The organism is Sphingomonas sp. STIS6.2 (assembly GCF_000732685.2).
In the GTDB taxonomy this organism is placed as follows: domain Bacteria; phylum Pseudomonadota; class Alphaproteobacteria; order Sphingomonadales; family Sphingomonadaceae; genus Sphingomonas; species Sphingomonas aerolata.
In genome coordinates this window covers 33,710-60,151 of the sequence record NZ_JPDP02000101.1, presented here as the reverse complement: position 1 = coordinate 60,151, position 26,442 = coordinate 33,710, and the positions used below count along the sequence as shown (strand labels likewise).

General features: G+C 66.8%; 21 protein-coding genes. 4 read left to right on the top strand and 17 right to left on the bottom strand.

All coding sequences use genetic code 11. The annotated features are described in order from the left end of the window. Positions 1-12: 12 nt before the first annotated feature. The 11 genes from sphst_RS13235 to rpiA form a co-directional block, all read right to left on the bottom strand. Positions 13-489: a YaiI/YqxD family protein gene (locus tag sphst_RS13235; protein ID WP_031395340.1), complete on the bottom strand. Its 477-nt coding sequence runs from the start codon at positions 487-489 to the stop codon at positions 13-15. 253 nt (positions 490-742) lie between these two features. Beyond that, positions 743-2,509: a DEAD/DEAH box helicase gene (locus tag sphst_RS13230; RefSeq protein WP_056409192.1), complete on the bottom strand. Its 1,767-nt coding sequence runs from the start codon at positions 2,507-2,509 to the stop codon at positions 743-745. Between the two features lie 57 nt (positions 2,510-2,566). After that, a complete protein-coding gene (locus sphst_RS13225; RefSeq protein WP_031396459.1) occupies positions 2,567-3,739 on the bottom strand; it encodes an NAD(P)/FAD-dependent oxidoreductase in 1,173 nt (390 codons plus the stop codon). 316 nt (positions 3,740-4,055) lie between these two features. Beyond that, the gene (locus tag sphst_RS13220; protein WP_031396458.1) at positions 4,056-4,238 is read right to left on the bottom strand and encodes a hypothetical protein; all 183 of its coding nucleotides are present in this window, start codon (positions 4,236-4,238) and stop codon (positions 4,056-4,058) included. Next, positions 4,238-4,693 carry a GreA/GreB family elongation factor gene (locus sphst_RS13215; protein ID WP_031396457.1) on the bottom strand — a complete coding sequence of 152 codons (456 nt, stop codon included), beginning with the start codon at positions 4,691-4,693 and terminating at the stop codon, positions 4,238-4,240. The genes sphst_RS13220 and sphst_RS13215 overlap by 1 nt, the downstream gene beginning before the upstream one ends. A gap of 4 nt (positions 4,694-4,697) precedes the next feature. Then, positions 4,698-5,441 (bottom strand): HAD-IIB family hydrolase, encoded by a 744-nt coding sequence (locus sphst_RS13210; protein WP_031396456.1) that lies wholly within the window; start codon positions 5,439-5,441, stop codon positions 4,698-4,700. After that, a complete protein-coding gene (locus tag sphst_RS13205) occupies positions 5,438-6,250 on the bottom strand; it encodes a Cof-type HAD-IIB family hydrolase (protein WP_031396455.1) in 813 nt (270 codons plus the stop codon). The genes sphst_RS13210 and sphst_RS13205 overlap by 4 nt, the downstream gene beginning before the upstream one ends. Further along, positions 6,247-7,230 (bottom strand): phosphogluconate dehydrogenase (NAD(+)-dependent, decarboxylating), encoded by a 984-nt coding sequence (gene gnd, locus sphst_RS13200; protein ID WP_031396454.1) that lies wholly within the window; start codon positions 7,228-7,230, stop codon positions 6,247-6,249. Before gnd ends, sphst_RS13205 begins: the two co-directional genes overlap by 4 nt. Positions 7,231-7,360: 130 nt before the next feature. After that, positions 7,361-8,485: a transaldolase gene (gene tal, locus sphst_RS13195; protein WP_107045664.1), complete on the bottom strand. Its 1,125-nt coding sequence runs from the start codon at positions 8,483-8,485 to the stop codon at positions 7,361-7,363. Then, positions 8,485-10,578 carry a transketolase gene (gene tkt, locus sphst_RS13190; RefSeq protein WP_031396451.1) on the bottom strand — a complete coding sequence of 698 codons (2,094 nt, stop codon included), beginning with the start codon at positions 10,576-10,578 and terminating at the stop codon, positions 8,485-8,487. The genes tal and tkt overlap by 1 nt, the downstream gene beginning before the upstream one ends. Positions 10,579-10,648: 70 nt before the next feature. Continuing rightward, positions 10,649-11,323: a ribose-5-phosphate isomerase RpiA gene (gene rpiA, locus sphst_RS13185; protein WP_107045663.1), complete on the bottom strand. Its 675-nt coding sequence runs from the start codon at positions 11,321-11,323 to the stop codon at positions 10,649-10,651. A 473-nt stretch (positions 11,324-11,796) separates the two neighbouring features. On the opposite strand from rpiA, the gene sphst_RS13180 reads away from it, so the two are divergent. From sphst_RS13180 to sphst_RS13170, 3 genes are read left to right on the top strand one after another with little or no spacing between them, the layout of a single operon-like run. Next, positions 11,797-12,987, top strand: coding sequence for an efflux RND transporter periplasmic adaptor subunit (locus sphst_RS13180; RefSeq protein WP_056679550.1), 1,191 nt, complete (start codon positions 11,797-11,799; stop codon positions 12,985-12,987). Between the two features lie 6 nt (positions 12,988-12,993). Beyond that, positions 12,994-16,269, top strand: coding sequence for a multidrug efflux RND transporter permease subunit (locus sphst_RS13175; RefSeq protein WP_056679547.1), 3,276 nt, complete (start codon positions 12,994-12,996; stop codon positions 16,267-16,269). After that, positions 16,269-17,843 (top strand): efflux transporter outer membrane subunit, encoded by a 1,575-nt coding sequence (locus tag sphst_RS13170; RefSeq protein ID WP_442800402.1) that lies wholly within the window; start codon positions 16,269-16,271, stop codon positions 17,841-17,843. The genes sphst_RS13175 and sphst_RS13170 overlap by 1 nt, the downstream gene beginning before the upstream one ends. Before the next feature lie 46 nt (positions 17,844-17,889). On the opposite strand, the gene sphst_RS13165 is transcribed toward sphst_RS13170, so the two are convergent. Further along, the gene (locus sphst_RS13165; protein WP_056409166.1) at positions 17,890-18,327 is read right to left on the bottom strand and encodes a phasin family protein; all 438 of its coding nucleotides are present in this window, start codon (positions 18,325-18,327) and stop codon (positions 17,890-17,892) included. A 274-nt stretch (positions 18,328-18,601) separates the two neighbouring features. On the opposite strand from sphst_RS13165, the gene acnA reads away from it, so the two are divergent. Then, on the top strand, positions 18,602-21,286 hold the full coding sequence (acnA, locus tag sphst_RS13160) for an aconitate hydratase AcnA (RefSeq protein ID WP_031396444.1): 2,685 nt from the start codon (positions 18,602-18,604) through the stop codon (positions 21,284-21,286). Between the two features lie 459 nt (positions 21,287-21,745). Here acnA and mtnP read toward each other — a convergent pair whose 3' ends face one another. The 5 genes from mtnP to sphst_RS13135 all read right to left on the bottom strand — a co-directional run bounded on the left by mtnP (position 21,746) and on the right by sphst_RS13135 (position 26,441). After that, positions 21,746-22,609, bottom strand: a complete 864-nt coding sequence (mtnP, locus tag sphst_RS13155; protein WP_031396443.1) for an S-methyl-5'-thioadenosine phosphorylase — start codon at positions 22,607-22,609, stop codon at positions 21,746-21,748. Then, the gene (locus tag sphst_RS13150; protein ID WP_107045677.1) at positions 22,606-23,997 is read right to left on the bottom strand and encodes an amino acid permease; all 1,392 of its coding nucleotides are present in this window, start codon (positions 23,995-23,997) and stop codon (positions 22,606-22,608) included. Before sphst_RS13150 ends, mtnP begins: the two co-directional genes overlap by 4 nt. 296 nt (positions 23,998-24,293) lie before the next feature. After that, on the bottom strand, positions 24,294-24,647 hold the full coding sequence (locus sphst_RS13145; protein WP_031441054.1) for a HesB/IscA family protein: 354 nt from the start codon (positions 24,645-24,647) through the stop codon (positions 24,294-24,296). A gap of 127 nt (positions 24,648-24,774) precedes the next feature. Further along, positions 24,775-25,236 carry an SUF system Fe-S cluster assembly protein gene (locus tag sphst_RS13140; RefSeq protein ID WP_031395029.1) on the bottom strand — a complete coding sequence of 154 codons (462 nt, stop codon included), beginning with the start codon at positions 25,234-25,236 and terminating at the stop codon, positions 24,775-24,777. Further along, positions 25,233-26,441 carry a cysteine desulfurase gene (locus sphst_RS13135; protein ID WP_442800403.1) on the bottom strand — a complete coding sequence of 403 codons (1,209 nt, stop codon included), beginning with the start codon at positions 26,439-26,441 and terminating at the stop codon, positions 25,233-25,235. Before sphst_RS13135 ends, sphst_RS13140 begins: the two co-directional genes overlap by 4 nt. Position 26,442 lies beyond the last annotated feature (1 nt).

The window sequence follows — 26,442 nt, the reverse complement described above, 5'->3', positions numbered from 1 at the left end:
TCGAGCCATGCCTCAGCCGCGCTTCAGCCGGACCAGCGCAGCGTCGAGCGCGGACAGGAAGCGCGACCGGTCCGCCTTGCCAAAGGGTGCAGGGCCACCGATCACGTCGCCGCCCGCGCGCAGATCGGCCATGATCGCGCGCGTCGCGATCGCACCGCCGATCGAGCTGGTGGTGAACGGCTTGCCGGTGTTGGCGAGCACGGTCGCGCCTGCCTTCACACAGCGATCGGCGAGCAGGATGTCGGCGGTGATCACCACCGCCTTCGCATCGGCCTGCTCGGCGATCCAGTCGTCGGCGGCGTCGAACCCGTCGCTGACGACGACGCGGTTGACGAGCGGGTGGACGGGTATCCGAAAATGGCTGTTCGCGACGATGGTGACGGGCACCTCGTGCCGCCACGCGACCTTGTAGATCTCGTCTTTGACGGGACACGCATCGGCGTCGACGAGGATGCGGAGGGCGGTGGGTGCGGTGGGTGCGGTCGTCATCGGCTATCTCCCGATTTCACCAACGTCGTCATCCTGACGAAAGTCAGGATCCAGGATCAAGCAGGACGGCGTCCGCCGCTCTGGATCCTGACTTTCGTCAGGATGACGGGGCTGAAAGGGTTCTCGGCATCGTCAGGATGACGGCGCCGGAGGCGGCCCGCGCCCTCACCCCGTTCGCCCTGAGCGAAGTCGAAGGGCATGCCCCAAGCCGGGGTGCTTCGACGTCGCTCAGCACGAACGGAAGGCGGCAGAGTCAGCTGCGCTCGCGATTGCCGCGATACGGCGCCTTGCGCGCCGGCGCCGGACCGCCGCGCGGCGCCGCGCGGTGCAGCGTCGAGCGCGGGGCGCCCGCGTTGCTGCGACCACCGCCGCCGGCATGGCGTGCGGTGCTCTCGGGCGCGCCTTGCATTGCCTCGATCGCGACGCCGCTCTCCTCTTCGCCCGCCTGCGCGGTACGCTGGATCGCCGCCGAGAAGCGCGACGCGACGGCGCGCGGGATCTCGAACGCGGTCTCGTTCGGGCCGATGCGGATCGCACCGATCTCGGACTTGGTGATGTGCCCGCGACGGCAGATCAGCGGCAGGATCCAGCGCGGATCGGCGTTCTGGCGACGGCCGATGTCCATGCGGAACCAGACCGTGTCCTCGAACCCGGCGCGCGGCCCCTGCGAACGATCGTCGCTGACCGACTGCTTGCTCTGGTCGATCAGATCCTCGGCCTGCGGCATCGTCGCGCGGTGCATGTGCACCAGCGCCGCGGCGATATCCTCTGGCGTCTTCTCGGCCATCAGGCGGGTCGCCAGCTCGCGATCCTCGTCCTCGACCTCGACCGGCTGCATCAGCATCGTGATCAGCCGCTCATGGTCGTTCTTGCGGATATCCTCGGCGGTCGGGGCGTTGACCCACTCCGCGTTGATCTTCGCACCTTTCAGCATCATGTCGACGCGACGGCGACGCGGGAACGGCACGATCAGCACGGCGGTGCCCTTCTTGCCCGCACGACCGGTACGACCCGAGCGATGCTGGAGCGTCTCGGCATCGCGTGGCAGTTCGACGTGCACGACGAGGCTGAGCGTCGGCAGATCGATCCCCCGCGCGGCGACGTCGGTCGCGACGCAGACGCGCGCACGACGGTCCCGCAGCGCCTGAAGCGCGGCGTTGCGCTCGTTCTGCGAATGCTCGCCCGACAGCGCGACCGCGGCGAAACCGCGCTCGACCAGGCTCGCATGCAGATGGCGCACGTTATCGCGCGTCGCGCAGAACAGCATCGCCGTCTCCGCTTCGTGGAAGCGCAGCAGGTTGATCACCGCATGCTCGATCTCGGACGGCGAGACCGTGACGGCCTGGTACGAGATGTCGCCATGACCGCGATCCTCGCCGACGGTCGAGATCCGCACCGCGTCGCGCTGGTAGCGCTTGGCGAGCGCGACGATCGGCCGCGGCATCGTCGCCGAGAACAGCAAGGTGCGGCGCTGCTCGGGCGACGCGTCGAGGATCTGCTCGAGATCCTCGCGGAAGCCCATGTCGAGCATCTCGTCGGCCTCGTCGAGCACCGCGACCTTCAGGGCCGACAGGTCGAGCGCGCCACGCTCGAGATGGTCGCGCAGACGGCCGGGCGTGCCGACGACGATATGCGCGCCGTGCGCGAGGCTGCGACGCTCCTTCGACGCGTCCATCCCGCCGACACAGGTCGAGATGCGCGCGCCGGCCTTGGCATAGAGCCACATCAGCTCGCGGCTGACCTGGAGCGCGAGTTCGCGCGTCGGGGCGATGCAGAGCACGAGCGGCTTGTGCGGGGCCGGCAGGCGCTGGACGCCGTCCTCGCCTGCTTCACCGAGCAGTTCGCCGGCCATCGCCAGGCCAAACGCGACGGTCTTGCCCGAACCGGTCTGCGCCGACACGACGAGATCGCGACCAACCGCATTCTCCTCGATCACATGTGCCTGGACGGGGGTGAGCGCGGTATAGCCACGCGCGGCGAGCGCTTCGGAAAGAAGCGACGGAATATTTGAAAAAGGCATGTACGTCCTAATTGGTGGCCGGCTTGACGCTACGGCAAAGCACTGGCGTGGTGGTCCCTACAGGACTTGGCCCGCGGCCCACCCGCTCGCCCATGCCCATTGGAAGTTGTAGCCGCCGAGCCACCCTGTGACATCGACCGCTTCGCCGACCGCATACAGGTTTTTTACGCGTTTGGCTTCCATTGTTTGTGAAGAAAGCTCAGCAGTGCTGATTCCGCCCGCCGTCACCTCCGCCTTGGCATAGCCTTCGCTGCCATTTGGCGTGAATTGCCAGTGGCTTAGCGCACGCTCCGCGTCCTGCAGCCGGCGATCGGTGAGCGTTGAAATCTCCCCCGTCATCCCGAGCCGCTCACTCAGCGTCTCGGCGAGTCGGTCGGGCAGCGTCCCCCCGAGCAGCTTGCGCAAGGTCGCGCGCGGCGTGGTGCGCTTGGCCGCGGGGAGCCAGCCGGAGTCGCGGTCGGGGACGAAATCGATGCCCACCGGCTGACCGTGCCGCCAATAGGACGAGGCCTGCAGGATCGCCGGCCCCGACAGCCCGCGATGCGTGAACAGCGCTGCCTCACGGAACGCGGTCTTGCCGGCCGTCGCAACGACGTCGGCGGCGACGCCCGACAATTCGCGGAACAGGATCTCGTCGCCGCCGAGCGTCAGCGGGACGAGCGCGGGCCGCGGCTCGACCACCTTCAGCCCGAATTGCCGCGCCAGATCATAGGCAAAGCCGGTCGCGCCCATTTTCGGGATCGACGGCCCACCGGTCGCGATCACCAGCGCGGGGGCGGTGACCGCGCGGCCGTCGATCGCGACGCGGTAGCCGCCATCGCCATGCTCGACCGCAGTGACCGCGCGCCCGAGCGACAGATCGACCCGCCCCTTGTCGCATTCGTCGAGCAGCATCTCGACGATCTGTTTCGCCGAGCCGTCGCAGAACAGCTGCCCCAGCGTCTTTTCGTGCCACGCGATCCCGTAACTCTCGACGAGCGCGAGGAAATCCTGCGCGGTGTAACGGCCGAGCGCGGACTTGGCGAAATGCGGATTGGCGGAGATATAGCGGTCGGCGGCGGTGTGCATGTTGGTGAAGTTGCACCGCCCGCCGCCCGAGATCAGGATCTTCTTCCCCGCCTGCTCGGCATGGTCGACGAGCAGGATTCGCCGCCCGCGCTGCCCCGCGACCGCGGCGCACATGAGCCCGGCGGCGCCCGCCCCGAGGATGATCGCGTCATAGTCGGACAAGGTTCGCTCCGTGCGGCGCGGGGTGCCGGCCGCTAAAGAAAGGTGTTTCCCCGCGAAGGTCGGGACCCGGACTGGGCTCCCGCCTTTGCGAGAGAACAAGGCCGGATTCAGCGCGTTGGGGATCGCCCATATAGGTGCCACCGGCTCTTAACAAAAGCACCACCCCGGCGAAGGCCGGGGCCCAGTTGGGGGACGGCAATGACGCACGTCGCGCGCCGTTACCCCCAACCTCTCCAACTGGACCCCGGCCTCCGCCGGGGTGGTGCATTCTTCAATCGTCATCATGACGAAAGTCAGGACCTAGGATGACGAGCGGCTACCGCAGCTTCGCGATGTTCAGCGAATCTTCCTTCGCGCGCGTCTTCACCGATTCCTCGCTCCGCGTCAGCGCCTTGGCGATCGCCTTCAGCGCCATGCCCTTCTTGGCGAGCGTGTGCAGCTTCTGGATCTCGTCCTGGGTCCAGGGCTGGCGGTGCCGTTCGAATTTCGCCTCGGCCATTATGCGATCTCCACTATCTCGATCGCATCCGCCTTGCCGGCAAACGCCACCGTCTCGCCCACCGCGGCGCCCATCAGCGCGCGTGCGAGCGGGGCGGAGAAAGCGAGGCGATCCTCGCCCGGCTCCGCCTCGTCACCGCCGACGATCACGATCGTCCGTTCCGCGCCGTTCATCCGCACGCGCACCGACGATCCGATCCCGACCTCACCCTCTTCGGGTTCGGGCGCGAGTTCGGCGGTCGTCTGGCGCGTATGCCAGTAGCGCAGGTCACGCAGCAGGACCTTGCGCGCTTCCTCGTCGGTCTCGACCGCCACCGCCGCCTCGATCGTCTCGACGCGCTCGCCGATCAGCGCAAGGCCGCGCGCCGTGACCAGATTGGGCCCCGGCGCGATCGGCTGTTCGAATTTCGGCTCGAGATGTTCCTCGTCGCTTTCACGGCGAAACGCGACGCTCATGCTCTTACTTCAGGCATGCGACGATCCCGGCGATCGCCGCCAGCGTGCCGTCGACATTCTTCACCTTCACGACGTCGAGCCCGAGCTGCTCGGCCGGATAATCATTCCCGCCCGGGAAGATCGCGTCGCCGATGAACATCATCTTGTCGAGCGCGATCCCGCTCGCCTCGTTGAGCTTCTTCAGGCCATACGCCTTGTCGACACCCTCGCGCGTGATGTCGATCGAGGTCGCGCCGCCCATGTTGATCGACAGACCCGGCAGACGCTGGCGCAGATCGGCCTGGATCACCTTGCGCTTGGCGAAGTCGGGATCCCAGCTGTGCTTGGCGTCGATCGGCGCTTCCTGGCCGAGCGCGGAGAAGGTGATCTGGCTCCCGCGATCCTCGATCCGCTCGCCCCAGGTCTGCTCGGGGACGAACCCGGTCGCCTCGAGCGACTCGTCGAATGCCTTGAGGATCTTCTGCTTCTCGTCTTCCTCGAACAGCTCGGCATAGACCGCACGCCAGGCGTCGTCGAACCGGTACAGCTTGGTGCCGGTCGTCGGCATCAGCCACAGCTTGGTGCGATCGGCGCGCTCGGGCAGACGGCTCGCGACCTGCTTTTCGAACTGCGGCCAGTCGCCACCCGAGATCACCGCGACATGCGCGACGTCGAGCAGGTCCGCGAGCGCCTCGCCCATCGGCTCCTGCAAGGGCTGCTTGCTTTCGGCCAGCGTTCCGTCGAGGTCAAAGGCAACCAACTCTTTCATGCGGAAACTCCAGTCAGGATAAATGTGTCGATCGCGTGCGCGACGCCATCGGCATCGTTCGCGGTGGTAATCTCATGCGCGACGTCGCGGACGGACTGCGGCGCATTGCCCATCGCGATCGCCAGCCTGGCCCGCTTGAGCATCGCGATGTCGTTCGCCTGGTCGCCGATCGCCGCGGTCTGCGTCAGGCTGATACCGAACGCGTCCGCGAGTTCCTCGATCCCGCTGCCCTTGTTGCCCGCCACGGGCGTGATGTCGAGATAATAGGTCTGGCTCTGGACGATCGTCGCCTGCGCGTCGAACTGCGCCGCCACCTTGGCGTGCAGGTCGCGGAGCAGATCCTCGTCGTCGCTGACGAACGTCACCTTGTCCGCCTTGCCGAGCAGCTCGGTGAAGTCGGCGACGATCACCGGATCCTGCGCCGAGGCCTTGCGCTCGCTGTCGACATGGCTGCCCTGGTCGGTGCTGGCATACCAGACGTCGTCGGCGAAGATCCAGGTATCGACGGGGGCGTCACCGATGATGTCCATCGCGCCGCGCACGACGTCGACATCGACCATGTGATGCTCGATGACCGTGCCGTCGCGCTTGAACACGATGCCGCCGTTGAACGCGCCCATCGGCTCGTCGATGCCGAGCAGTTCGGCGATCGGCATCATCCCCGATCGCGGCCGCGCGCTGATGATCGTGAAGCCCAGGCCCGCCGCCTTCAGCCGCCTGACCGCATCGACGGTCGCGGGCGCGACCTTCTTGTCCTTGTCGACGAGCGTGCCGTCGACGTCGGACACGAGCAGCTTGATGTCGTTCACTGAGGCATCTCGACATGCCCGCCAAAGCCGAAGCGCATGGCCGACAACAGCTTGTCGCCGAACGTATGGTCGACCCGGCTGCGATAGCGTGCGTAGAGCGCGGCGCTCAGCACGTTGGCGGGCACCTTCTCCTCCATCGCCGCGTCGATCGTCCACTGACCCTCGCCCGAATCCGCGACGCTGCCGCTGAACCCTTCGAGCGTACCGTCCTTGGCCAGCGCGATCGCCGACAGGTCGAGCAGCCACGACGAGATCACGCTGCCGCGACGCCACACTTCGGCGACGTCGGTCAGGTTGATGTCGAAGCGCTGGTCCTCGGCGACATGCTCGCCCGACTTGCCCTTGAGAATGTCGAAGCCCTCGGCATAGGCCTGCATCAGGCCGTATTCGATACCGTTATGGACCATCTTGACGAAATGCCCGGCACCCGGAGGGCCGGCATGGATATAGCCCTTTTCCGCACGCGGATCGGCCTGCCCCTCGATGCGGCCCGGCGTGCGGACGATCTCGCCCATGCCCGGCGCCAGCGTGTCGAAGATCGGGTCGAGATAATCGACCGTCTCCGTCTCGCCGCCGATCATCATGCAATAGCCGCGCTCAAGGCCCCAGACGCCACCCGACGTGCCGACGTCGACATAGCGGATGCCCTTTTCGGCAAGCTCCTTCGCACGGCGGACGTCGTCCTTGTAGAAGCTGTTGCCGCCATCGATGATGATGTCGCCCTCGGCGGCCTTTTCGGCAATCGCCTGCACGGTCTGCTCGGTCGGCTCGCCGGCGGGCACCATCACCCACCAGATCGCCGGCGTGTCGAGCTTGCCACGCATGTCGTCTAGCGAGTCCGCACCGATCGCACCATCCGCCGCGAGCTTATTCACCGCCTCCGCATCGCGATCGAACGCGACGACCTCATGGCCGTTCTTCATCAACCGGCGCGCGATATTGCCGCCCATCCGGCCGAGGCCGATCAGTCCGATCTTCATAGGGAAATCCTTGTCTTCTCCCTCTCCCCTCCGGAGAGAGGGTCGGGGTGAGGGGCAGGTCCGGGCGGGGGCGCGCCTGGCAGCCCCTCATCCCAACCCTCTCCCCAGCGGGGGAGAGGGAGCATAGGTCTTACGCCGTCGCCGGCTGCTTCTTCGCGATCGACCCGAGCAGGTCGTCGAACGCCTTCACGAACGAGGCGACGCCCTCTTCGACCAGCGTGCCGGTCACGCCGGTCAGGTCGAGGCCCAGCCGCTCGGCTTCCGCCAGCACATCCTTCGCGCCGTCGACATCCGCGGTGATCGTCTCCGCCGCGGTGCCATGGTCGCGAAACGCGTCCATCGTCTTTGGCGGCATCGTGTTGACCGTGTCACGGCCGATCAGCGTGTCGATGTAGAGCGTGTCGGGATAGCTCGGATCCTTGACCCCGGTCGACGCCCACAACAGCCGCTGCGGCTGTGCGCCCTTGGCGGCGAGTGCCTGCCAGCGGTCCGACTTCAGGAACTCGAGATACCATTGATACGCCATCTTCGCATTGGCGATCGCGACCTTGCCGCGCACCGCCTTCAGCGCATCCGCCTCGGCATCACCCTTTTCGAGGCGCGCATCGATCTGCTTGTCAATCATCGTATCGATCCGGCTGACGAAGAAGCTCGCGACACTGGCGATCCTATCGATCGGCTTGCCCTCGGCGACGCGCTTCTCGAGCCCCGCCGCATAGGCCTCGGCGACGCGGACATAGGCGTCGATCGAGAACAGCAAGGTCACGTTGACGTTGATCCCTTCCGAGATCGCGGTCGAGATCGCCGGGCCGCCCGCGAGCGTCCCCGGGATCTTGATCATCAGGTTTGGCCGGTCGACCGCCGCCCACAGCTTGCGCGCCTCGGCGATCGTCGCGTCGGTATCGTCCGAGATATAGGGCGACACCTCGAGGCTGACATAGCCGTCCTTCGCGTCGAGCCGGTCGTACACCGGTTTCAGCGTCTCCGCCGCCGCCTTGATGTCCTGGATCGCGAGATGCTCGTAGCGGTCGATCGTCGCCGCGCCGGGATTCTCCTCGTCGAACTTCGCGAGCGTCGAGTCATAGGCCTCGCCGTGGCCCATCGCCTTTTCGAAGATCGATGGGTTGGACGTGACGCCGGTCAAGCCATCCGCGTCGACCAGCTTCTGAAGACCGCCGGCCTCCAGGAACTTCCGGTCGACGAAATCAAGCCATACCGCCTGGCCGAAGCCTTCGAGATCGTTGAGCGCACCCATCACTTGGTCTCCATAACCTGGCGGGCAACCTTGACGACATTGTCGACGGTGAACCCGAACTTGTCCTGCAGTTTGGCGAGCGGTGCCGAGGCACCGAAGGTCGACATCGTCACGGTCGCGCCGTCGAGCCCGACATAGCGGTCCCAGCCGATCGACCCGGCCATCTCGATCGCGACGCGTGCCCGCACGCCCCGCGGCAGCACGCTTTCCTTGTAGGCGGCGTCCTGCAGTTCGTAGCGATACCAGCTCGGCATCGACACGACCCGGCTCTTCACGCCGTCCGCAACCAGCTTCTCATGCGCGTCGACCGCGAGCGACACTTCGCTGCCCGTCGCGATCAGGATCACGTCGGGCGTGCCGTCACAATCAGCGAGCACATACCCGCCCTGCGCAACGCCGTCGGCGCTCGCATATTTGGTCCGGTCGAGCGTCGGCAGCGCCTGGCGCGACAGGATCAGCGCGGCCGGCGTGCTGGCGTCCTTCAGGACCGCCTTCCACGCTGCGACGACTTCGTTCGCATCGCTCGGGCGGATCGTGTCGAGCCCGGGGATCGCGCGCAGCGTGGCCAGATGCTCGATCGGCTGGTGCGTCGGGCCGTCCTCGCCGACGCCAATCGAATCATGCGTGAACACCCAGACCGCGCCGACTTCCATGATCGCCGACAGGCGCACCGGTGCGCGCATGTAATCGACGAACACAAGGAAGGTGGAGCCGTAGGAGCGCAGATGCGACAGCGCCATGCCGTTGACGATCGCGCCCATGCCATGTTCGCGAATGCCGAAATGGAAGTTGCGGCCGGCATAGTTGTTCGCCTCGAACGAAGGCTGGCCCTTGATGTCGGTCTTGGTCGACGGCGCGAGATCCGCCGAGCCGCCGATCAGCCACGGCACCTTGGCGGCGATCGCGTTGAGCACCTTGCCGCCCGAATCACGGCTGGCGACACCCTTGGGATCGGCCTCGAACACGGGAATGTCCGCGTCCCAGCCCTCGGGCAGCTCGTCCTTGAGCAGCAGGTCGAGCTCGGCCGACAGCTCGGGATATGCGTCACGATACTTGTCGGTCAGCGCGACCCATTCGTCGCGCAGCTTGGCGCCGCGCTCTGCGATCGCACCGTTGAAATGCTCGATCACGCCGTCGGGCACGTAGAAGGACTTGTCCTCGGGCCAGCCATAGGCTTGCTTGGTGAGGCGGATATTCTCGTCGCCGAGCGGCTCGCCATGCGCCTTCTCGCTGCCCGCCTTGGGGCTGCCGTAACCGATCACCGAATGCACGACGATGAAGGTCGGCTTGTCGGTGGTCGCCTTGAACGTCTCGATCGCGCGGCTCAGCGCCGCGGTGTCGTTCGCGTCGTCGACATGGATGACGTTCCAGCCGTAAGCGTCGAAGCGCAGGCCGACATCCTCGTCGAACGCGAGATCGGTCGCGCCCTCGATCGAGATGTGGTTGCTGTCGTAGATCCAGCACAGATTGCTGAGCTTCAGATGCCCGGCCATGCTCGCCGCTTCGGCGGAGACGCCCTCCATCATGTCGCCGTCACCACAGATGGTGTAGACGTCATGGTCGAACAGCGTGAAGCCGTCCTTGTTGTAGCGCGCGGCGAGCCAGCGCTCGGCGATCGCCATGCCGACCGAATTGCCGCAACCCTGGCCGAGCGGCCCGGTCGTGGTCTCGACGCCCGTCGTGTGGCGATATTCGGGGTGACCCGGGGTCTTGGACGAGAGCTGGCGGAACTGCCGGATGTCCTCGAGGCTGACCGCCTCCTTGCCGCTCTTCTCGCCGTCCGCGCTGATTTCCTCGATCTTGGCGAGGTGGATCAGCGCATAGAGCAGCATCGACGCATGGCCGACCGACAGCACGAACCGGTCGCGATTGGGCCAGTCGGCGTGCTTGGGATCGTAGCGCAGGAATTTCGACCAGAGCGTGTAGCCGACCGGCGCGAGCGCCATCGGCGTGCCGGGATGGCCCGAATTGGCCTTCTGGACCGCGTCCATCGACAGCGTGCGGATCGTATCGATCGTCAGACGCTCGGGCGAACCGTCCTCGTGCAGGTTCGGATCCGCCTTCATCGTGGGGGCGGTTGCGGTATCGGTCATGAAAGAAAGCCTCGCTCTAGACGGTGACCGAACGCCGCGCATCCGATCTGGTTGCCAACATAGGATGCCTTTAGGCGGATGCACCCGAGCGTTCCAGTCGCGTAACGACGCCTTTCGATGCAATATACGCGGCATCGACCTCGTCGAGGAACAATCCGTGGCCCAGCACGCCCGGAATCGCCGCCAGCACCGCAGCGAGCGCGTGCGGGTCGTCGAGCGTCGGAAACCGGCAATCCGCGACCAGATTGTCCTGATCCGTCCGATAGTTGGGCCGAATCACCGGCGCTCCGCCAAGGTCGCTCAGCGCGCGTATCACATAGGCCCGCGCGAAGGGCAGCAGCTCGACCGGCAGCTTCGCCGCGCCGATCCGTTCGACCCGCTTCGATCCGTCCGCAATCACGACCATCCGTGCCGAGCTTGCGGCGACGATCTTCTCGCGCAGCATCGCCCCGCCCGCGCCCTTGATCGCGAAACAGCGCGCATCGATCTCGTCCGCGCCGTCGATCGTCAGGTCGACCTGCGCGATATCGGCAAAGTCGAGTACCGCAATACCCACCTGCCGCGCCAGCGTGCCGCTCGCCTCGGACGTGACGACCGCGCGGACGTCGAGCCCCGCCGCGACCCGCTCGCCCAGCGCACGGATCGCGAACGCCGCGGTCGACCCGGTACCCAGCCCGACCAGCATCCCGTCCCGAACCTCCGCCACCGCCGCCACCGCCGCCGCCTGCTTGTCGTCATCGATCATGTGTTGCGCCTTTTCAAATCAACTGACCCCTCCTCCCCGTTCGCCCTGAGCGAAGTCGAAGGGCATGCCCCAGGAGAAGGTGCTTCGACTTCGCTCAGCACGAACGGGGGGGGACGGACGGATTTGGAATACGAACGGATCAGGAGAACGAACCGCCCCGGGGATCCTCGCAACAGCCCCCTCCAAAAAACTACCCGTCATCCTGACGAAAGTCAGGATCCAGAGCCCCCAACGATCCCCTCGCCCCCTGGATCCTGCCCTCCAGCACCACAACCAACCGCGAAAAAACCCCACCCCGGAAACCCCAGAAAACACCCCCACCAACAAACCAGGTTACTCTTTCTTCCCTATTTTTCGCGTCCGCTTTTCAACTGACATACTTCTGGTACATCCGCATGGTTTAGCCGGCCCTCATCTGATCGCGGATACCCCACTTGATAGCCAAACGACTTACCCCTTGGCGCTACGCCGTGATGGCACCCGCGCTGATCGGCCTCGCGGCCTGTTCCGGCGGCGGCGGCGATGCCGCAAAAGGCAAGGGCAAGGGCGGTCAGCCGGGCCAGGGCACCCCCACCGTCGGCTATGTCGTCATCCAGCCGTCGAGCGTCGCGATGACCACCGAACTCAGCGGCCGCACCACCGCGTTCGAAAGCTCGGACGTCCGGCCCCAGGTGACCGGGATCATCCGCCGCCGCTTCTTCACCGAGGGCACGCTCGTCAAGAAGGGCCAGCCGCTCTACGAGATCGACCCGCGCCTCTACCGCGCCGCCGCCAACGAGGCGCAGGCGAACCTGCAGAGCGCGCGCGCCAATGCCGAGGCGCAGGGCATCCTCGCCCAGCGCTACAAGCCGCTCGCCGAGATGGAGGCGATCAGCAAGCAGGATTACACCAACGCGATCGCGACCTCGCGCCAGGCGACCGCCTCGGTCGCACAGACCCGCGCCGCGCTCGAGACCGCGCAGATCAACCTGAAGTTCACGACCGTCCCCGCGCCGATCACCGGGCGGATCGGCCGCTCGCTGTTCACCGTCGGCGCGCTCGTCTCCGCGACGCAGACCGATCCGCTGTCGCAGATCCAGCGGCTCGACCCGATCTTCGTCGACATCCAGCAGGCCTCGGGCGACCTGCTCGCGCTGCGCCGTTCGCTCGGCCAGAACGGCATCGTCCCGACCCGCGCCGAGGTCCGCCTCAAGCTCGAGGACGGCAGCGACTACGGCGCGACCGGCTCGGTCGAATTCGCCGAGGCGCTGGTCAACACCGAGACCGGCACCGTGACGCTGCGCGCGCGCTTCCCCAATCCCCAGGGGCTGTTGCTGCCCGGCATGTTCGTCCAGGCGAAGTTCGCGCAGGCGATCAACCAGCGCGCCTTCCTGGTGCCGCAGGCGGGCGTCGCGCGCGACGCGAAGGGCAATGCGACCGTCTATGTCGTCAGCGCCGACAACAAGGCGGTGCAGAAGACGATCAAGGCCGACCGGACGCAGGGCCCCTATTGGGTCGTCACCAGCGGGCTCAACCCCGGTGACCGGATCATCACGCAGGGGCTGTCGAAGATCGCCCCCAATCAGAGCGTGAAGCCAGTCCCCGAAAACACCGCGCAAAAGATCGAAGCGCCCAAGGGCGACTCCTCGGGTGGCGATAAGGCCAGCCAGAAAAAGGCCGGCTAGACCCTTATGTTATCCCGTGTCTTCATCGATCGCCCGATCTTTGCCTGGGTGCTCGCGATCATCGTGATGCTCGGCGGCATCGGCGCGATCATGAGCCTGCCGATCGCGCAATATCCCGACGTCGCGCCGCCGCAGGTAACGATCCGCGCCACCTTCCCGGGCGCCAACGCGCAGACGATCCAGAACAGCGTGACGCAGGTCGTCGAACAGTCGCTGACCGGGATCGACGGGCTGATCTATTTCAGCTCGTCCTCGTCGTCGCGCGGCTCGGTGACGGTCACGGTCACGTTCGAAAAGGGCACCGATCCCGACATCGCGCAGGTCCAGGTCCAGAACCAGGTCCAGCAAACGCTCTCCCGCCTGCCCACCCAGGTGCAGCAGCAGGGCCTCGTCGTCCGCAAGTCGAACCCGGACAACCTCCTGATCGTCGGCGTCTATGACGAGACCGACAAGCTGACCAACCAGGACGTCTCGGACTATCTCGTCTCGAACCTCCAGGATCCGCTCGGCCGTATTCCGGGCATCGGCGACAGCAACGTCTTCGGCGCGCAGTACGCGATGCGGATCTGGCTCGACCCGAACAAGCTGGCGAGCTTCCAGCTGATCCCGAGCGACGTGACGACCGCGATCCAGGCGCAGAATACCGAGGTCGCGGCCGGCGAGCTCGGCGGCCAGCCCCAGCCCGACACGCAGATGCTGAACGCGACCGTCACCGCCCAGTCGCGTCTCCAGACGCCCGAGCAGTTCGCCAACATCATCCTGAAGACGACCAACACCAGCGCAACGGTCAAGCTGCGCGACGTCGCGCGGATCGAGCTGGGCGCGGAGAACTACAACGCGCGCAGCCGCGTCAACGCGCATCCGGGCGCGGGCATCGCGGTGCTGCTGGCCCCCGGCGCCGATGCGCTCAAGACCGCCGAGCTGGTCAAGGCCTATGTCGAGAAGTCCGCCAAGAGCTTCCCGCCCGGCCTCAAATTCGCTTACGCCAACGACACGACCAACTTCATCAAGCTGTCGATCGAGGAGGTCATCAAGACGCTGATCGAGGCGGTCATCCTCGTCGTCATCGTCATGTTCGTCTTCCTGCAGAGCTGGCGCGCGACGCTGATCCCGACGATCGCGGTGCCGGTCGTGCTGCTCGGCACGTTCGGCGTCTTCTATCTCGCGGGCTTCTCGATCAACACGCTGACGCTGTTCGGGCTCGTGCTCGCGATCGGCCTGCTCGTCGACGACGCGATCGTCGTCGTCGAGAATGTCGAGCGCCTGATGGAGGAAAATCCCGACATGTCGCCGCGCGAGGCGACGATCGAGTCGATGAACGAGATCACCGTCGCACTCGTCGCGATCGCGCTCGTCCTGTCCGCGGTGTTCCTGCCGATGGCGTTCTTCGGCGGGTCGACCGGGGTGATCTACCGCCAGTTCTCGCTGACGATGGTGTCGGCGATGGTGCTGTCGGTGCTCGTCGCGCTGATCCTGTCGCCGGCGCTGACCGCGACGTTGCTCAAGCAGAAGAAGAAGGATGCCGACGGCAATCCCGAACAGAGCTGGGGCGAGCGCAAATTTCCGAAGGTCGCGCATTTTTTTACGCGCGCGGGCGACAAGTTCAACGACACGTTCGAAAAGGGTACCAGGAAATACGTCGGCGCCGTCCAGTCGGTGGTCAATCGCAAATGGCTGTTCCTGCTGATCTATGCCGCGGTCGTCGCGCTGCTCGCGGTGATGTTCCTCCGCCTGCCTACGGGCTTCCTGCCGACCGAGGACCAGGGCACCGGCATCGTCCAGTTCCAGCTGCCCGCGGGCGCGACGCAAGGCCGTACCTTCGCGCTGCAGAAGCAGATCGAGAAATATTACTTCACGAACGAGAAGGCGAATGTGAGCACGATGTTCACCGTCAGCGGCGGCGGCGGCGGTGGTGCGAGCGGCCAGAATACCGGCCAGGGCTTCGTCTCGTTCGCGCCGTGGGAAAACCGCGAGGGCAAGGAAAACACCGCCGAGGCGATCACCGGCCGCGCGGCACAGGCGTTCGCGGGTTTCCGCGATGCGCAGGTCTATTCGCTCGTCCCGCCGGCGATCCGCGGTCTCGGCTCGTCGAACGGCTTCACGATGCAGCTGCAGAACAGCGGCAGCCTGAGCCAGACCGAATTCAACGCCGCGCGCGACAAGCTGCTCGCGCTCGCCCGCGCCGATTCCTCGCTGACCGCGATCCGCCTGACCGAATTGCCCGACGTCGCGACGCTGCGTGTCGATGCCGACCAGCAGAAGCTCTCGACGCTCGGGCTGACCCAGGCGAACGTGAACTCGACGCTGTCGACCGCCTGGGGCGGCCAGTATGTCAACGACTTCATCGACCGCGGCCGCGTAAAGCGCGTCTATGTCCAGGGCGACGCACAGTTCCGCGCCGCGCCTTCGGACCTGAGCCAGTGGTTCGTCCGCGGATCGAACGGCCAGATGGCGCCCTTCTCCTCGTTCGCGCGGACCAGCTGGTCGCAGGCGCCGACGACGCTGTCGCGGTTCAACGGCATCTCGTCCTACGAGATCCAGGGGTCGGGCGCGGCGGGCGTCAGCTCGGGCGACGCGATGACCCGGATCGCCGAGCTTGCCGGGCAGATCCCCGGCACCTCGGTCGCGTGGTCGGGGCTCTCCTATCAGGAACGCCTGTCCTCGGGTCAGGCGCCGATCCTCTACGGTCTGTCGCTGCTCGTCGTCTTCCTGTGCCTCGCCGCGCTCTATGAGAGCTGGTCGATCCCGATCGCGGTGCTGCTCGTCATCCCCTTGGGCCTCGTCGGCGCGATCCTCGCGGTGACGCTGCGCGGGCTCATCAACGACGTGTATCTCCAGATCGGGCTGCTCACGACGATGGGGCTCGCGGCGAAGAACGCGATCCTGATGATCGAGTTCGCCGAACAGGAAGAGCGCAAGGGCAAGCGCGTCATCGAGGCTGCGCTGTCCGCCGCCAAGATACGTCTTCGCCCGATCCTGATGACGTCGTTCGCGTTCATCCTCGGCGTGCTGCCGCTCGCGCTGTCGACCGGCGCGGGCGCAAACAGCCGCATCGCGATCGGCACCGCGGTGGTCGGCGGGATGCTGACCGCGACCCTGCTCGCGATCTTCTACATCCCGCTGTTCTTCGTGCTCGTCCGCCGCGGCGCGCGCGACGGCATCGCCAAGCTGCGTGGTCGCCCGACCGGCTTCCACGGCGGCGAGGATGATCATGACGGTCGCGATTCCGAAAAGCTCGGCCCTCCCGAACAACCAGGCCCCCACCGGCCGGAGCCCGCATGATGCGTTCGCCACTCCTGATCCTCGCCGCGTCGACCGTGCTCGCGGGCTGCTCGCTCGCCCCCAAATATGTCCGGCCCGAGCTGCCGACGCCGGTGTCCTGGCCGGTCGGCGACGCCTATCTGCGCCAGTCCGAAGCGGCGCTGCCGGCCTTCACCTACCGCGACGTGTTCCGCGACCCGCGGCTCCAGCAGATCATCGTCCAGGCGCTGGCGAACAATCGCGACCTGCGCGTCGCCGCCGCGAACATCGCCGCGACCCGCGCGCAATATCGCATCCAGCGCGCCGACCTGCTCCCCCAGATCGATGCGAGCGGCCGCTACAGCTATTCGGGCGGCGGCAATGGCGCGCGCAGCACCGCGACCAGCAACACGGGCACAGGCACGGGCACCGGCGGCACAGGAACCGGGACAGGCACCGGCACGGGCGGGACCGGCACGGGGACCGGCGGCACCGGCACGGGCGGGACCGTCGTCAGCTCGTCCAGCTCGAACAGCGCCTTCTCGGTCGATCTCGGCACCACCGCGTTCGAGCTCGACCTGTTCGGCCGCATCCGCTCGCTCACCGGTGCCGCGCTCAACCGCTATTTCGAGACCGAGGCCGCGGCGCGCGCGACCCGGCTGACGCTGGTCGGCGACATCGCCGACGCGTGGCTGACCTATGCTTCCGACCAGAGCCTGCTCAAGATCGCGCAGGATACCGTCGCCAGCTCGCAGCGCAGCGTGACCCTCACCCAGGCGCGGCTCCGCGGCGGCGTCGCGCCGCGCACCGACCTGCGTCAGGCCCAGCAGATCCTGTTCACCGCGCAGTCCGACCTCGCGACTCAGAAGACCGCGCTCGCGCAGGACATCAACGCGCTGCAACTGCTCGTCGGTGCGCCGGTCGACGCCGCGCTGCTGCCCGCGTCGATCGAGCAGGCGCTGCCGACCGTCGCCACCCTGCCCGCGGGCCTCGACAGCGGCATCCTGCTCCGCCGCCCCGACGTCGTTCAGGCCGAATATGAGCTGCGTGCGACCAATGCCGAAATCGGCGCGGCGCGTGCCGAGCTGTTCCCGCGCGTCTCGCTCACCGGTCTGCTCGGTTTTGCCAGCAGCGCGCTGACCTCGCTGTTTTCGGGCGGCGCGTTCAACTATTCGGTCGCGCCCTCGATCAGCTACCCGATCTTCCGCGCGGGCGCGGGCGTCGCCAATGTCGAATATACCAAGGCGCAGCGCGACGCCGCGCTCGCCACCTACGAGAAATCGATCCAGACCGCGTTCCAGGAAACCGCCGACGCGCTCGCGCGCCAGGGCACGATCGCCGATCAGCTCGCCGCCAACGTCAATTTCGCCACGGCGGCGCAGGACACCTATCGCCTGTCCGACGCGCGCTATCGCGGCGGCATCGACACCTTCCTCAGCTCGCTCGACGCGCAGCGTTCGCTCTACACCGCGCAGCGCAACCTCGTCGCGACGCAGCTCGTCGGCGCGAGCAACCGCGTCACGCTCTACCGCGTGCTCGGCGGCGACTCGACGCTCGAGGCGACCGCCAATGGACCGCGCCCGGTCACCGCCACCGGCGCACCGCGCGCCGAATAGGCCGGTCGCGCCGGGCCGATCCTGTCGGCCCGGCGCGGATCGATGATCAGCCGCCCTTCATCGGCGTGACCGCGTCGCGCCCGAACCGCATGATCAGCTCGCCGATCTCGCGCGCCTGGCTCATGCTGCGCTCGCTCTGCGTCCGCAGATAGTCGCTCTGGATCTTCATCACGTCGGTCAGGTCCTTGGCGGACGCCGCCTCGCGCATCGCCGCGAACGCCTCACGCGTGTTCTGCTCGGCCTGGTCGATCATCTTCGCGCCGATCGTCGACCCGTTCTCCGCCATCTTGCGTCCCGATTCCTTCAGCGCCTCGCCCGCGCGCTTGGCGGGCTCGCCGAAATGATCCGAAAACGCGGCCTGCGCGCTCTGCGCATCCGCCTGCATCCGGTCGGTCGCGGTCTTCGCCGCATCCGCGGCCTGATCGGTCGCGGCCTTTGCCCGACCAGCACCCTTGTCGATCGCGGCTTTGACATCGTCTGACATATTTACGGTCCTCTCCATTCCGGCGTGCTTGCTGCATCGACCTTCGACGGAGCCGGAGCATAACCGGTTGTGGCCCGGTCGCAATGTCGGTCGCAATGTTAGTCGCGCACGCGAAACCGCGTCTCAATCGAAACCCGCCCTTCCCCCGCCCGTCCCCCCTTGCTAAGGCCCCGGCAGTAACCGCATTCAGGTCGGTCCCCTACGCGCCCCCGCGGTCCCATAGGCCGCTTTCCCCTCGGCGCCCGGCGGCCCGACGCCCACGGGAAGGACCCCTATGACTGCCATCGGCCAGGACACCCTCAAGACCCGCACGAGCCTTTCGACCGGCGGCAAGTCCTATGACTATTACAGCCTCGCCAAGGCCTCCGAACAGCTCGGCGACATCAGCCGCCTGCCCTTCTCGATGAAGGTGCTGCTCGAGAACCTGCTGCGCTTCGAGGACGGCGTCACCGTCACGCGCGACGACATCCAGGCGATCGTCGACTGGCAGAAGGAGCGTCGCAGCGACCGCGAGATCCAGTATCGCCCGGCGCGCGTGCTGATGCAGGATTTCACCGGCGTACCTTGCGTCGTCGATCTCGCCGCGATGCGCGATGCGATGACCAAGCTCGGCGGCAACCCCGAGAAGATCAACCCGCAGGTCCCCGTCCACCTCGTCATCGATCACTCGGTGATGGTCGACGAGTTCGGCACGCCCAAGGCGTTCGAGGATAACGTCGACCTCGAGTACGAGCGCAACATCGAGCGCTACGAGTTCCTGAAGTGGGGCAGCAAGGCGCTCGACAATTTCCAGGTCGTCCCCCCCGGCACCGGCATCTGCCATCAGGTGAACCTCGAATATATCGGCCAGGCCGTCTGGTCGTCGGCCTCGTCGGGTGATCACGGCGACGGCACGATGATCGCCTATCCGGACACGCTGGTCGGCACTGACAGCCACACGACGATGATCAACGGTCTCGGCGTGCTCGGCTGGGGCGTCGGCGGGATCGAGGCCGAGGCCGCGATGCTCGGCCAGCCCGTGTCGATGCTGATCCCCGAAGTCGTCGGCTTCAAGCTGACCGGCGCACTTAACGAGGGCATCACCGCCACCGATCTCGTGCTCACCGTCACGCAGATGCTGCGCGCCAAGGGCGTGGTCGGCCGCTTCGTCGAGTTCTTCGGCCCCGGCCTGTCGTCGATGACGCTCGCCGATCGCGCGACGATCGCCAACATGGCGCCCGAATATGGCGCGACCTGCGGCTTCTTCCCGATCGACGACAAGACGCTCGACTACATGCGCCTCACCGCGCGCTCGGACGAGAATGTCGAGCTGGTCGAGGCCTATGCCAAGGCCAACGGCTTCTGGCGCGACGAGAATGCCGAGGACCCCGTCTTCACCGACACGCTCGAGCTCGACATGGGCTCGGTCGTCGCATCGCTCGCCGGCCCGAAGCGCCCGCAGGACCGCGTCAGCCTCAACAAGGTCGACGAGGTGTTCAACAGCGACCTCCACAAGCTGTACCACAAGGAGCAGCCCGAGCGCGTCGCGGTCGAGGGGCGTGAGCATGACATCGGCGACGGCGACGTCGTGATCGCCGCGATCACCAGCTGCACCAACACGTCGAACCCGTCGGTGCTCGTCGCCGCCGGTCTCGTCGCCCGCAAGGCGAACGCGCTGGGCCTCAAGTCGAAGCCCTGGGTGAAGACCTCGCTCGCGCCGGGTTCGCAGGTCGTCACCGACTATCTCGACAAGGCCGGCCTCACCGCCGACCTGAACGCGCTCGGCTTCAACCTCGTCGGCTATGGCTGCACGACCTGCATCGGCAATTCGGGCCCGCTGGCGCCGGCGATCTCGTCGGCGATCAACGAGAACGACCTCGTCGCGGCCTCGGTCCTCTCGGGCAACCGCAACTTTGAGGGCCGCGTCTCGCCCGACGTCCGCGCCAACTTCCTCGCATCGCCGCCGCTCGTCGTCGCCTATGCGATCAAGGGCACCGTCACGACCGACATGATCGAGACGCCGCTGGGTCAGGGCACCGACGGCCAGGACGTGTATCTGCGCGACATCTGGCCGACCAACGAGGAGGTCCGCAGCACGATGGACGCCAACATCGACGCGTCGATGTTCGGTGCGCGCTACGGCGACGTCTATGCCGGCGACTCGAAGTGGCGCGAGATCGACGTCACGGGTTCGGACACCTACGCCTGGCGCGCAGGGTCGACCTATGTCGCCAACCCGCCCTATTTCGAGGGCCTCAGCATGACGCCCTCGCCGGTGCAGGACATCATCGACGCCAAGCCGCTCGCGATCCTCGGCGATTCGATCACCACCGATCACATCTCGCCCGCAGGCTCGATCAAGGCGGACAGCCCCGCCGGCCGCTTCCTCCAGGAGCATCAGGTCAGCAAGGCCGACTTCAACAGCTATGGCGCACGCCGCGGCAACCATGACGTGATGATGCGCGGCACCTTCGCCAACATCCGCATCAAGAACGAGATGGTCCCCGGCGTCGAAGGCGGCATGTCCAAATATGACGGCGAGGTCATGGCGATCTACGACGCCGCGATGCGCTTCAAGCAGGACGGTACGCCGCTGGTGATCGTCGCGGGCAAGGAATATGGCACCGGTTCGTCGCGCGACTGGGCGGCCAAGGGCACCAACCTGCTCGGCGTCCGCGCGGTCATCACCGAGAGCTTCGAGCGTATCCACCGCTCGAACCTGGTCGGCATGGGCGTGCTGCCGCTGCAGTTCGCGGAAGGGACCGATCGCAAGACGCTCGGCCTCGACGGCTCGGAGACGTTCACCATCCTCGACGTGGCGAGCATCCGCCCGCGTCAGGACGTGAGCGTCAAGATGACCCGCGCCGACGGCACCAGCGAGACGTTCCAGACCAAGTGCCGGATCGATACCGTCAACGAGCTGGAATATTTCCTCAACGGCGGCATCCTGCACTACGTCCTGCGCAAGCTGGCCGCCTGATCCGGCGACGTCGTCCCGGAGCGATCCGGGACGACGCCTGCCCCCTGAACTACCGTCATCCCAGCGAAAGCCGAGGTATCTCCGTGAGGCTCCTGTCGCCCACCACGAGGGATATCCCAGTCTTCGCTGGGATGACGTGTTTTGGATAGCGGGTTTCACCAGACGGCGCGTCTCGAACGCGACCCGGGCCCGGCAGAAAAAAGCGGGGCGACCATGACGATCGCCCCGTAGTTCAGGGAGGGACCGGGAGGGGGAACAACCCGGCCACGTCGCCGTCCACAGGGGGAGAGGGAGCGGCGACCCCCACTTCATCGCGCCGATATGTTGCACCAATGTGTCGGAGCCCTCGGATCGCCGCATTTCTTCCGCCGATCACCGCACCCGGTGGCAAACCACCACCTCCCCGAACCGTCATCCTGACGAACGTCAGGACCCAGAGCCTCGCGCGTCACGCCGCCGCTAGAGCGCCCGCCCCGCCACCGCGTCGAGCTTGGCCACCAGCGCCGGATCGCGCGCGCCCTGCGCCGTGATGATCGCACTGTCGAGACACGTATCGATCGGCGACGCCGGACGCTCCGCCGGCAGCCCGCGCAGCAGCGCCATCACCGACGCACGCGCTTTCGCCGTATTCGCACCAAGCTGCGCAATCACCTCCGCGACATCGACCCCCGCCGCCTCCTCGCGCCAGCAGTCATAGTCGGTCACCATCCCGACCAGCGCATAGGGCAGCTCCGCCTCGCGCGCGAGTTTCGCCTCGGGCATCGCGGTCATCCCGATCACGTCGCACCCCCATTGGCGGTAGAGCCGGCTCTCCGCCCGCGTCGAGAATTGCGGCCCCTCCATCGCCAGATAGGTGCCGCGGTCGTCGACCTCGGCCCCGGCCTGGCGCGCGGCATCTGCGGCATAGCCCGACAGCCGCGGACACACCGGGTCCGCCATCGACACATGCGCGACAAGGCCCGTGCCGAAGAAGCTCGACACCCGCCCTTTGGTCCGGTCGATGAACTGGTCGACGATCGTGAAGCTTCCCGGCGGCCGCGCCTCGACCAGCGAACCGACCGACGACACCGCCAGCACATCGGTCACGCCGAGGCGCTTCAACGCATCGATATTCGCGCGGGCGTTCAGGTCTGACGGCGAAATCCGGTGCCCCCGCCCATGCCGCGGCAGGAACGCCACCCCGACAGGACCGACCCGCCCGGTATAGATCGCGTCCGACGGCGCCCCCCAGGGCGTCTCCACCGTCTGCCAGCGCCCGTCCTCGATCCCCTCGACCGCGTACAGCCCCGAACCGCCGATGATCCCGATCGTCCAGCCGCTCATTCGGCAAGCGCCCGCGGCCGGGCGTAGACAAAGTAGATTACCAGCCCGAGCAGGTTCCACAGCCCGAAATAGAGTTGCGTCTTCGAGGGCAGGCTGAAGAACAGGTACAGGCAGCCGAGAATGCCGACGATGCCCACCAGCGTCGCGGCCGGCGCGCGGAAGGTCCGCACCGCATCCGGCGCGCGGCGACGCATCACCAGCATGCAGGCGCACACCGCAACGAACGCCGCGAGCGTCCCTGCATTGGCGAGGGCCGCGATCTCGGCGAGCGGCAGCAGCCCCGCGATCACCGCGACGATTGCCGCAGTGATCCAGGTGATCCGCACCGGTGCACCACGCTTCGACACCTTGGCGAGGCCCAGCGGCAGCAGTCCGTCACGCGCCATCGTGAAGAAGATCCGGCTCTGCCCGAACAGAAAGGCGAGCAGCACGGTCGGCAACGCGATGACCGCCGACGCGCCCAGGAAGGTCGCGAACCCCGGCCTGCCGATCTCGCGCAGGATCAGCGCGAGCGGCTCGGCCGAGCCTGCGAACCGCGTGTAGGACAGCGCCCCCACCGCGGCGACCGCGACGAGGATATAGATCGCGATGCACGCCACCATCGACCCGAGGATACCGATCGCCAGGTCGCGCCCCGGATTCTTCGTCTCCTCCGCCGCGGTCGAGATCGCGTCGAACCCGTAGAAGGCGAAGAAGATGATCGCCGCCGCCGCCATCACGCCGCGCTCGGCGCCGTCGGGCTGGACCGCCTTGGGGAAGCCATAGGGCATGAACGGCTGCAGATTCGCGCTGTTGAAATAATGGAGCGCGATGAACACGAACACGGTCAGCGCGATCATCTTCACCGCCACCAGCACCGCGTTCAGCGTCGCACTCTCGCGCGTCCCGAACGACAGCACGCCCGCGACGACCGCGATGATCACGATCGCCGGCACGTTGAGGACGCCGCCCAGCTCGGGGCTGAGCGTCAGCGCCTCAGGAAACCCGAACGCGCCGCGCAGCAACGGCGCGGCATAACCCGACCAGCCGACCGCGACGGTCGACACGACCAGCGAATATTCGAGGATCAGGCTCCAGCCGATCACCCAGGCGATCAGCTCGCCTAGCACGACATAGCTGTACGTATAGGCGCTGCCCGACGCCGGGATCATCGTCGCCATCTCGGCATAGGCGAGCGCCGCGCAGGCACAGATCCCGCCGGCGATGACGAACGACAGGATGACCGCGGGGCCCGCGAGCCCCGCCCCGACGCCGATCAGCGTCAGGATCCCCGTGCCGACGATCCCGCCCACACCCATCGCGACCAGATGCGGCCATGACAAGGTCCGCGCGAGCTGATGCTCGGGCGGCTGCTCGGTGACGATTTTTCGGCGAAACAGACTGGCCACGTAGATCCCCTCGTCATCTGGACGCGGATCATTCCGTTCGGTCCAGCGCGCCACCCCGGCAAGGCGCCGGGGTCCAGTTGGCGCGGCCCTTGTAACGCGGTCCGTCCCGTCAGCAACCTTTGCCCGGCCGGGCGGCCGTATGACGGTAACGCCCCCAACCCCTACCGTCATTCCCGCGAAGGCGGGAAGCCATACTGGCTAACGCTCGCGGTCCATCACCACGGTCTGCCGTTATGGATCCCCGCGTCCGCGGGGATGACGATCAAGGATTAGGGAGCGAACACTCCGCCTTCAGCTCAAACCGTGAAGCTCTCCCCGCACCCGCACGCACCCTTGGCGTTGGGGTTCTGGAACACGAACCCGGCGGTGAAGTCGTCCTCGACCCAGTCCATCGTCGAGCCGATCAGGTACAGGATCGACCCGCCATCGACGAACAGCGTGCCGCCGGGCGTGTCGATCCGCTCGTCGAACGGCTTGGCCTCGCTCACATAATCGACCGAATAAGCGAGCCCCGAACAGCCGCGCTTGGGCGTCGACAGCTTGACCCCGATCGACTCCTCCGGCGCGCGCGCCATCAGGTCCGCGATCCGCGCATGCGCGGTCGCAGTCAGGTTCAGCGCCGCGGGCCGTGCTCGTAATGTCGTCGCCATGGCTCGTTCCTTCCATCAAAAGCCCCTCCCCTTCAGGGGAGGGGTTGGGGTGGGGCGCCCGAACAGACCGCGCGCTTGGGGTAAGGCCCCACCCCCGTCCCCTCCCCTGAAGGGGAGGGGCAAGTCGTCACAGCATGCCCAGTTCGAGCTTCGCCTCGTCGGACATCTTCTGCGGATCCCATGCCGGATCCCACACCAGATTCACCTCGGCAACACCGACGCCCGGTACCGCACCGACGCGCATCTCGACCTCCATCGGCATCGATTCCGCGACCGGACAGTTCGGCGTGGTCAGCGTCATCGTGACGACCGCATGCCCGTCCTCGGTCACCTCGACGCCGTAGATCAGCCCCAGGTCATAGATGTTCACCGGAATCTCGGGGTCGTAAATGTCCTTCAACGCATCGATGATCGCATCATAGACCGCGCCACCCGGCTCGCCGGGGGAGTCCACCTGCGGCTTCTGCGCCAGGAAACCGGCGAGATAGTCGCGCTTGCGCTCCGCATCGCCGTCGGTGTCGAGCACGACACGCGCCTTGGGCGGCGACTGCACCGCCTCGACTTCCTCGATCTCGAACCGATCGCTCATCCAAATATCCTCGTTACTCGCGCGATACCGCGCACCAGCGCATCCACGTCTGCCGGGCCGTTATAGACACCGAAGCTCGCCCTGGCCGTCGCCTCGACGCCCAGCATCTCCATCAGCGGCTGGGCGCAATGATGGCCAGCCCGGATCGCGACGCGCTCTTCGTCCAATATGGTGCCGATGTCGTGCGGATGAACCCCCTCGATCGTGAACGAGACGATCCCCGCCGAATCCGCCGGGCCATAGAGCCGCACCGAATTGATCCCCGACAGCGCCTCGCGCGTCGCGGTCACCAGCGCCGTCTCGTGCGCATGGATCGCCGCCAGCCCGATGCTCTCGACATAGTCGATCGCCGCATGCAGCCCGAGCGCACCGACGATATGCGGCGTTCCCGCCTCGAACCGTCCCGGCGCCGGCGCGTACGTCGTCTTCGCAAACGACACCTTGTCGATCATCGACCCGCCACCCTGATAGGGCGGCATCGCGTCGAGCAGTTCAGGCTTTGCCCACAGCACGCCGATCCCGGTCGGGCCGTACAGCTTGTGCCCGGAAAACACGTAGAAATCGCAGCCGATCGCCGTCACGTCGACCGCGATCCGCGGCACCGACTGGCAGCCGTCGAGCAGGATCTTCGCACCCACCGAATGCGCGATTTCCGTCGCGCGCTTCGCGTCGAGCACCGAGCCGAGCACGTTCGACACATGGCCGAGCGCGACCAGCTTGTGCGCAGGCGTGATCATCCGCTCCATCGCATCGAGATCGATGCGGTGGTCTTCGGTCAGCGGCAGCACGTCGATCGCGACACCGCGCGCCTCGGCGATCATCTGCCACGGCACGATGTTCGAATGATGCTCGAGCATCGACAGCAGGATGCGGTCGCCCGCCTTCAGCTGGGTCCCCGCCCAGCAGGTCGCGACCAGGTTGATCGCCTCGGTCGCGCCGCGCACGAACACGATCTCGTCGGGCGATCCCGCACCGATGAACCGCGCCACCGCCCGGCGTGCCGCCTCGTACGCGACCGTCATGTCGGCGGAGCGCTGGTACACACCGCGGTGCACGGTCGCATAGGTCTCGCCGTACGCACGCGTGATCGCGTCGACCACAGCTTGCGGCTTCTGCGCGGTGGCGGCGGTATCGAGATATGCCCAGCCCTCGGGGATAGCCGGAAAGTCCGATACCCGGTCGAGCGGGCGCGTTTCGATCGTCAGG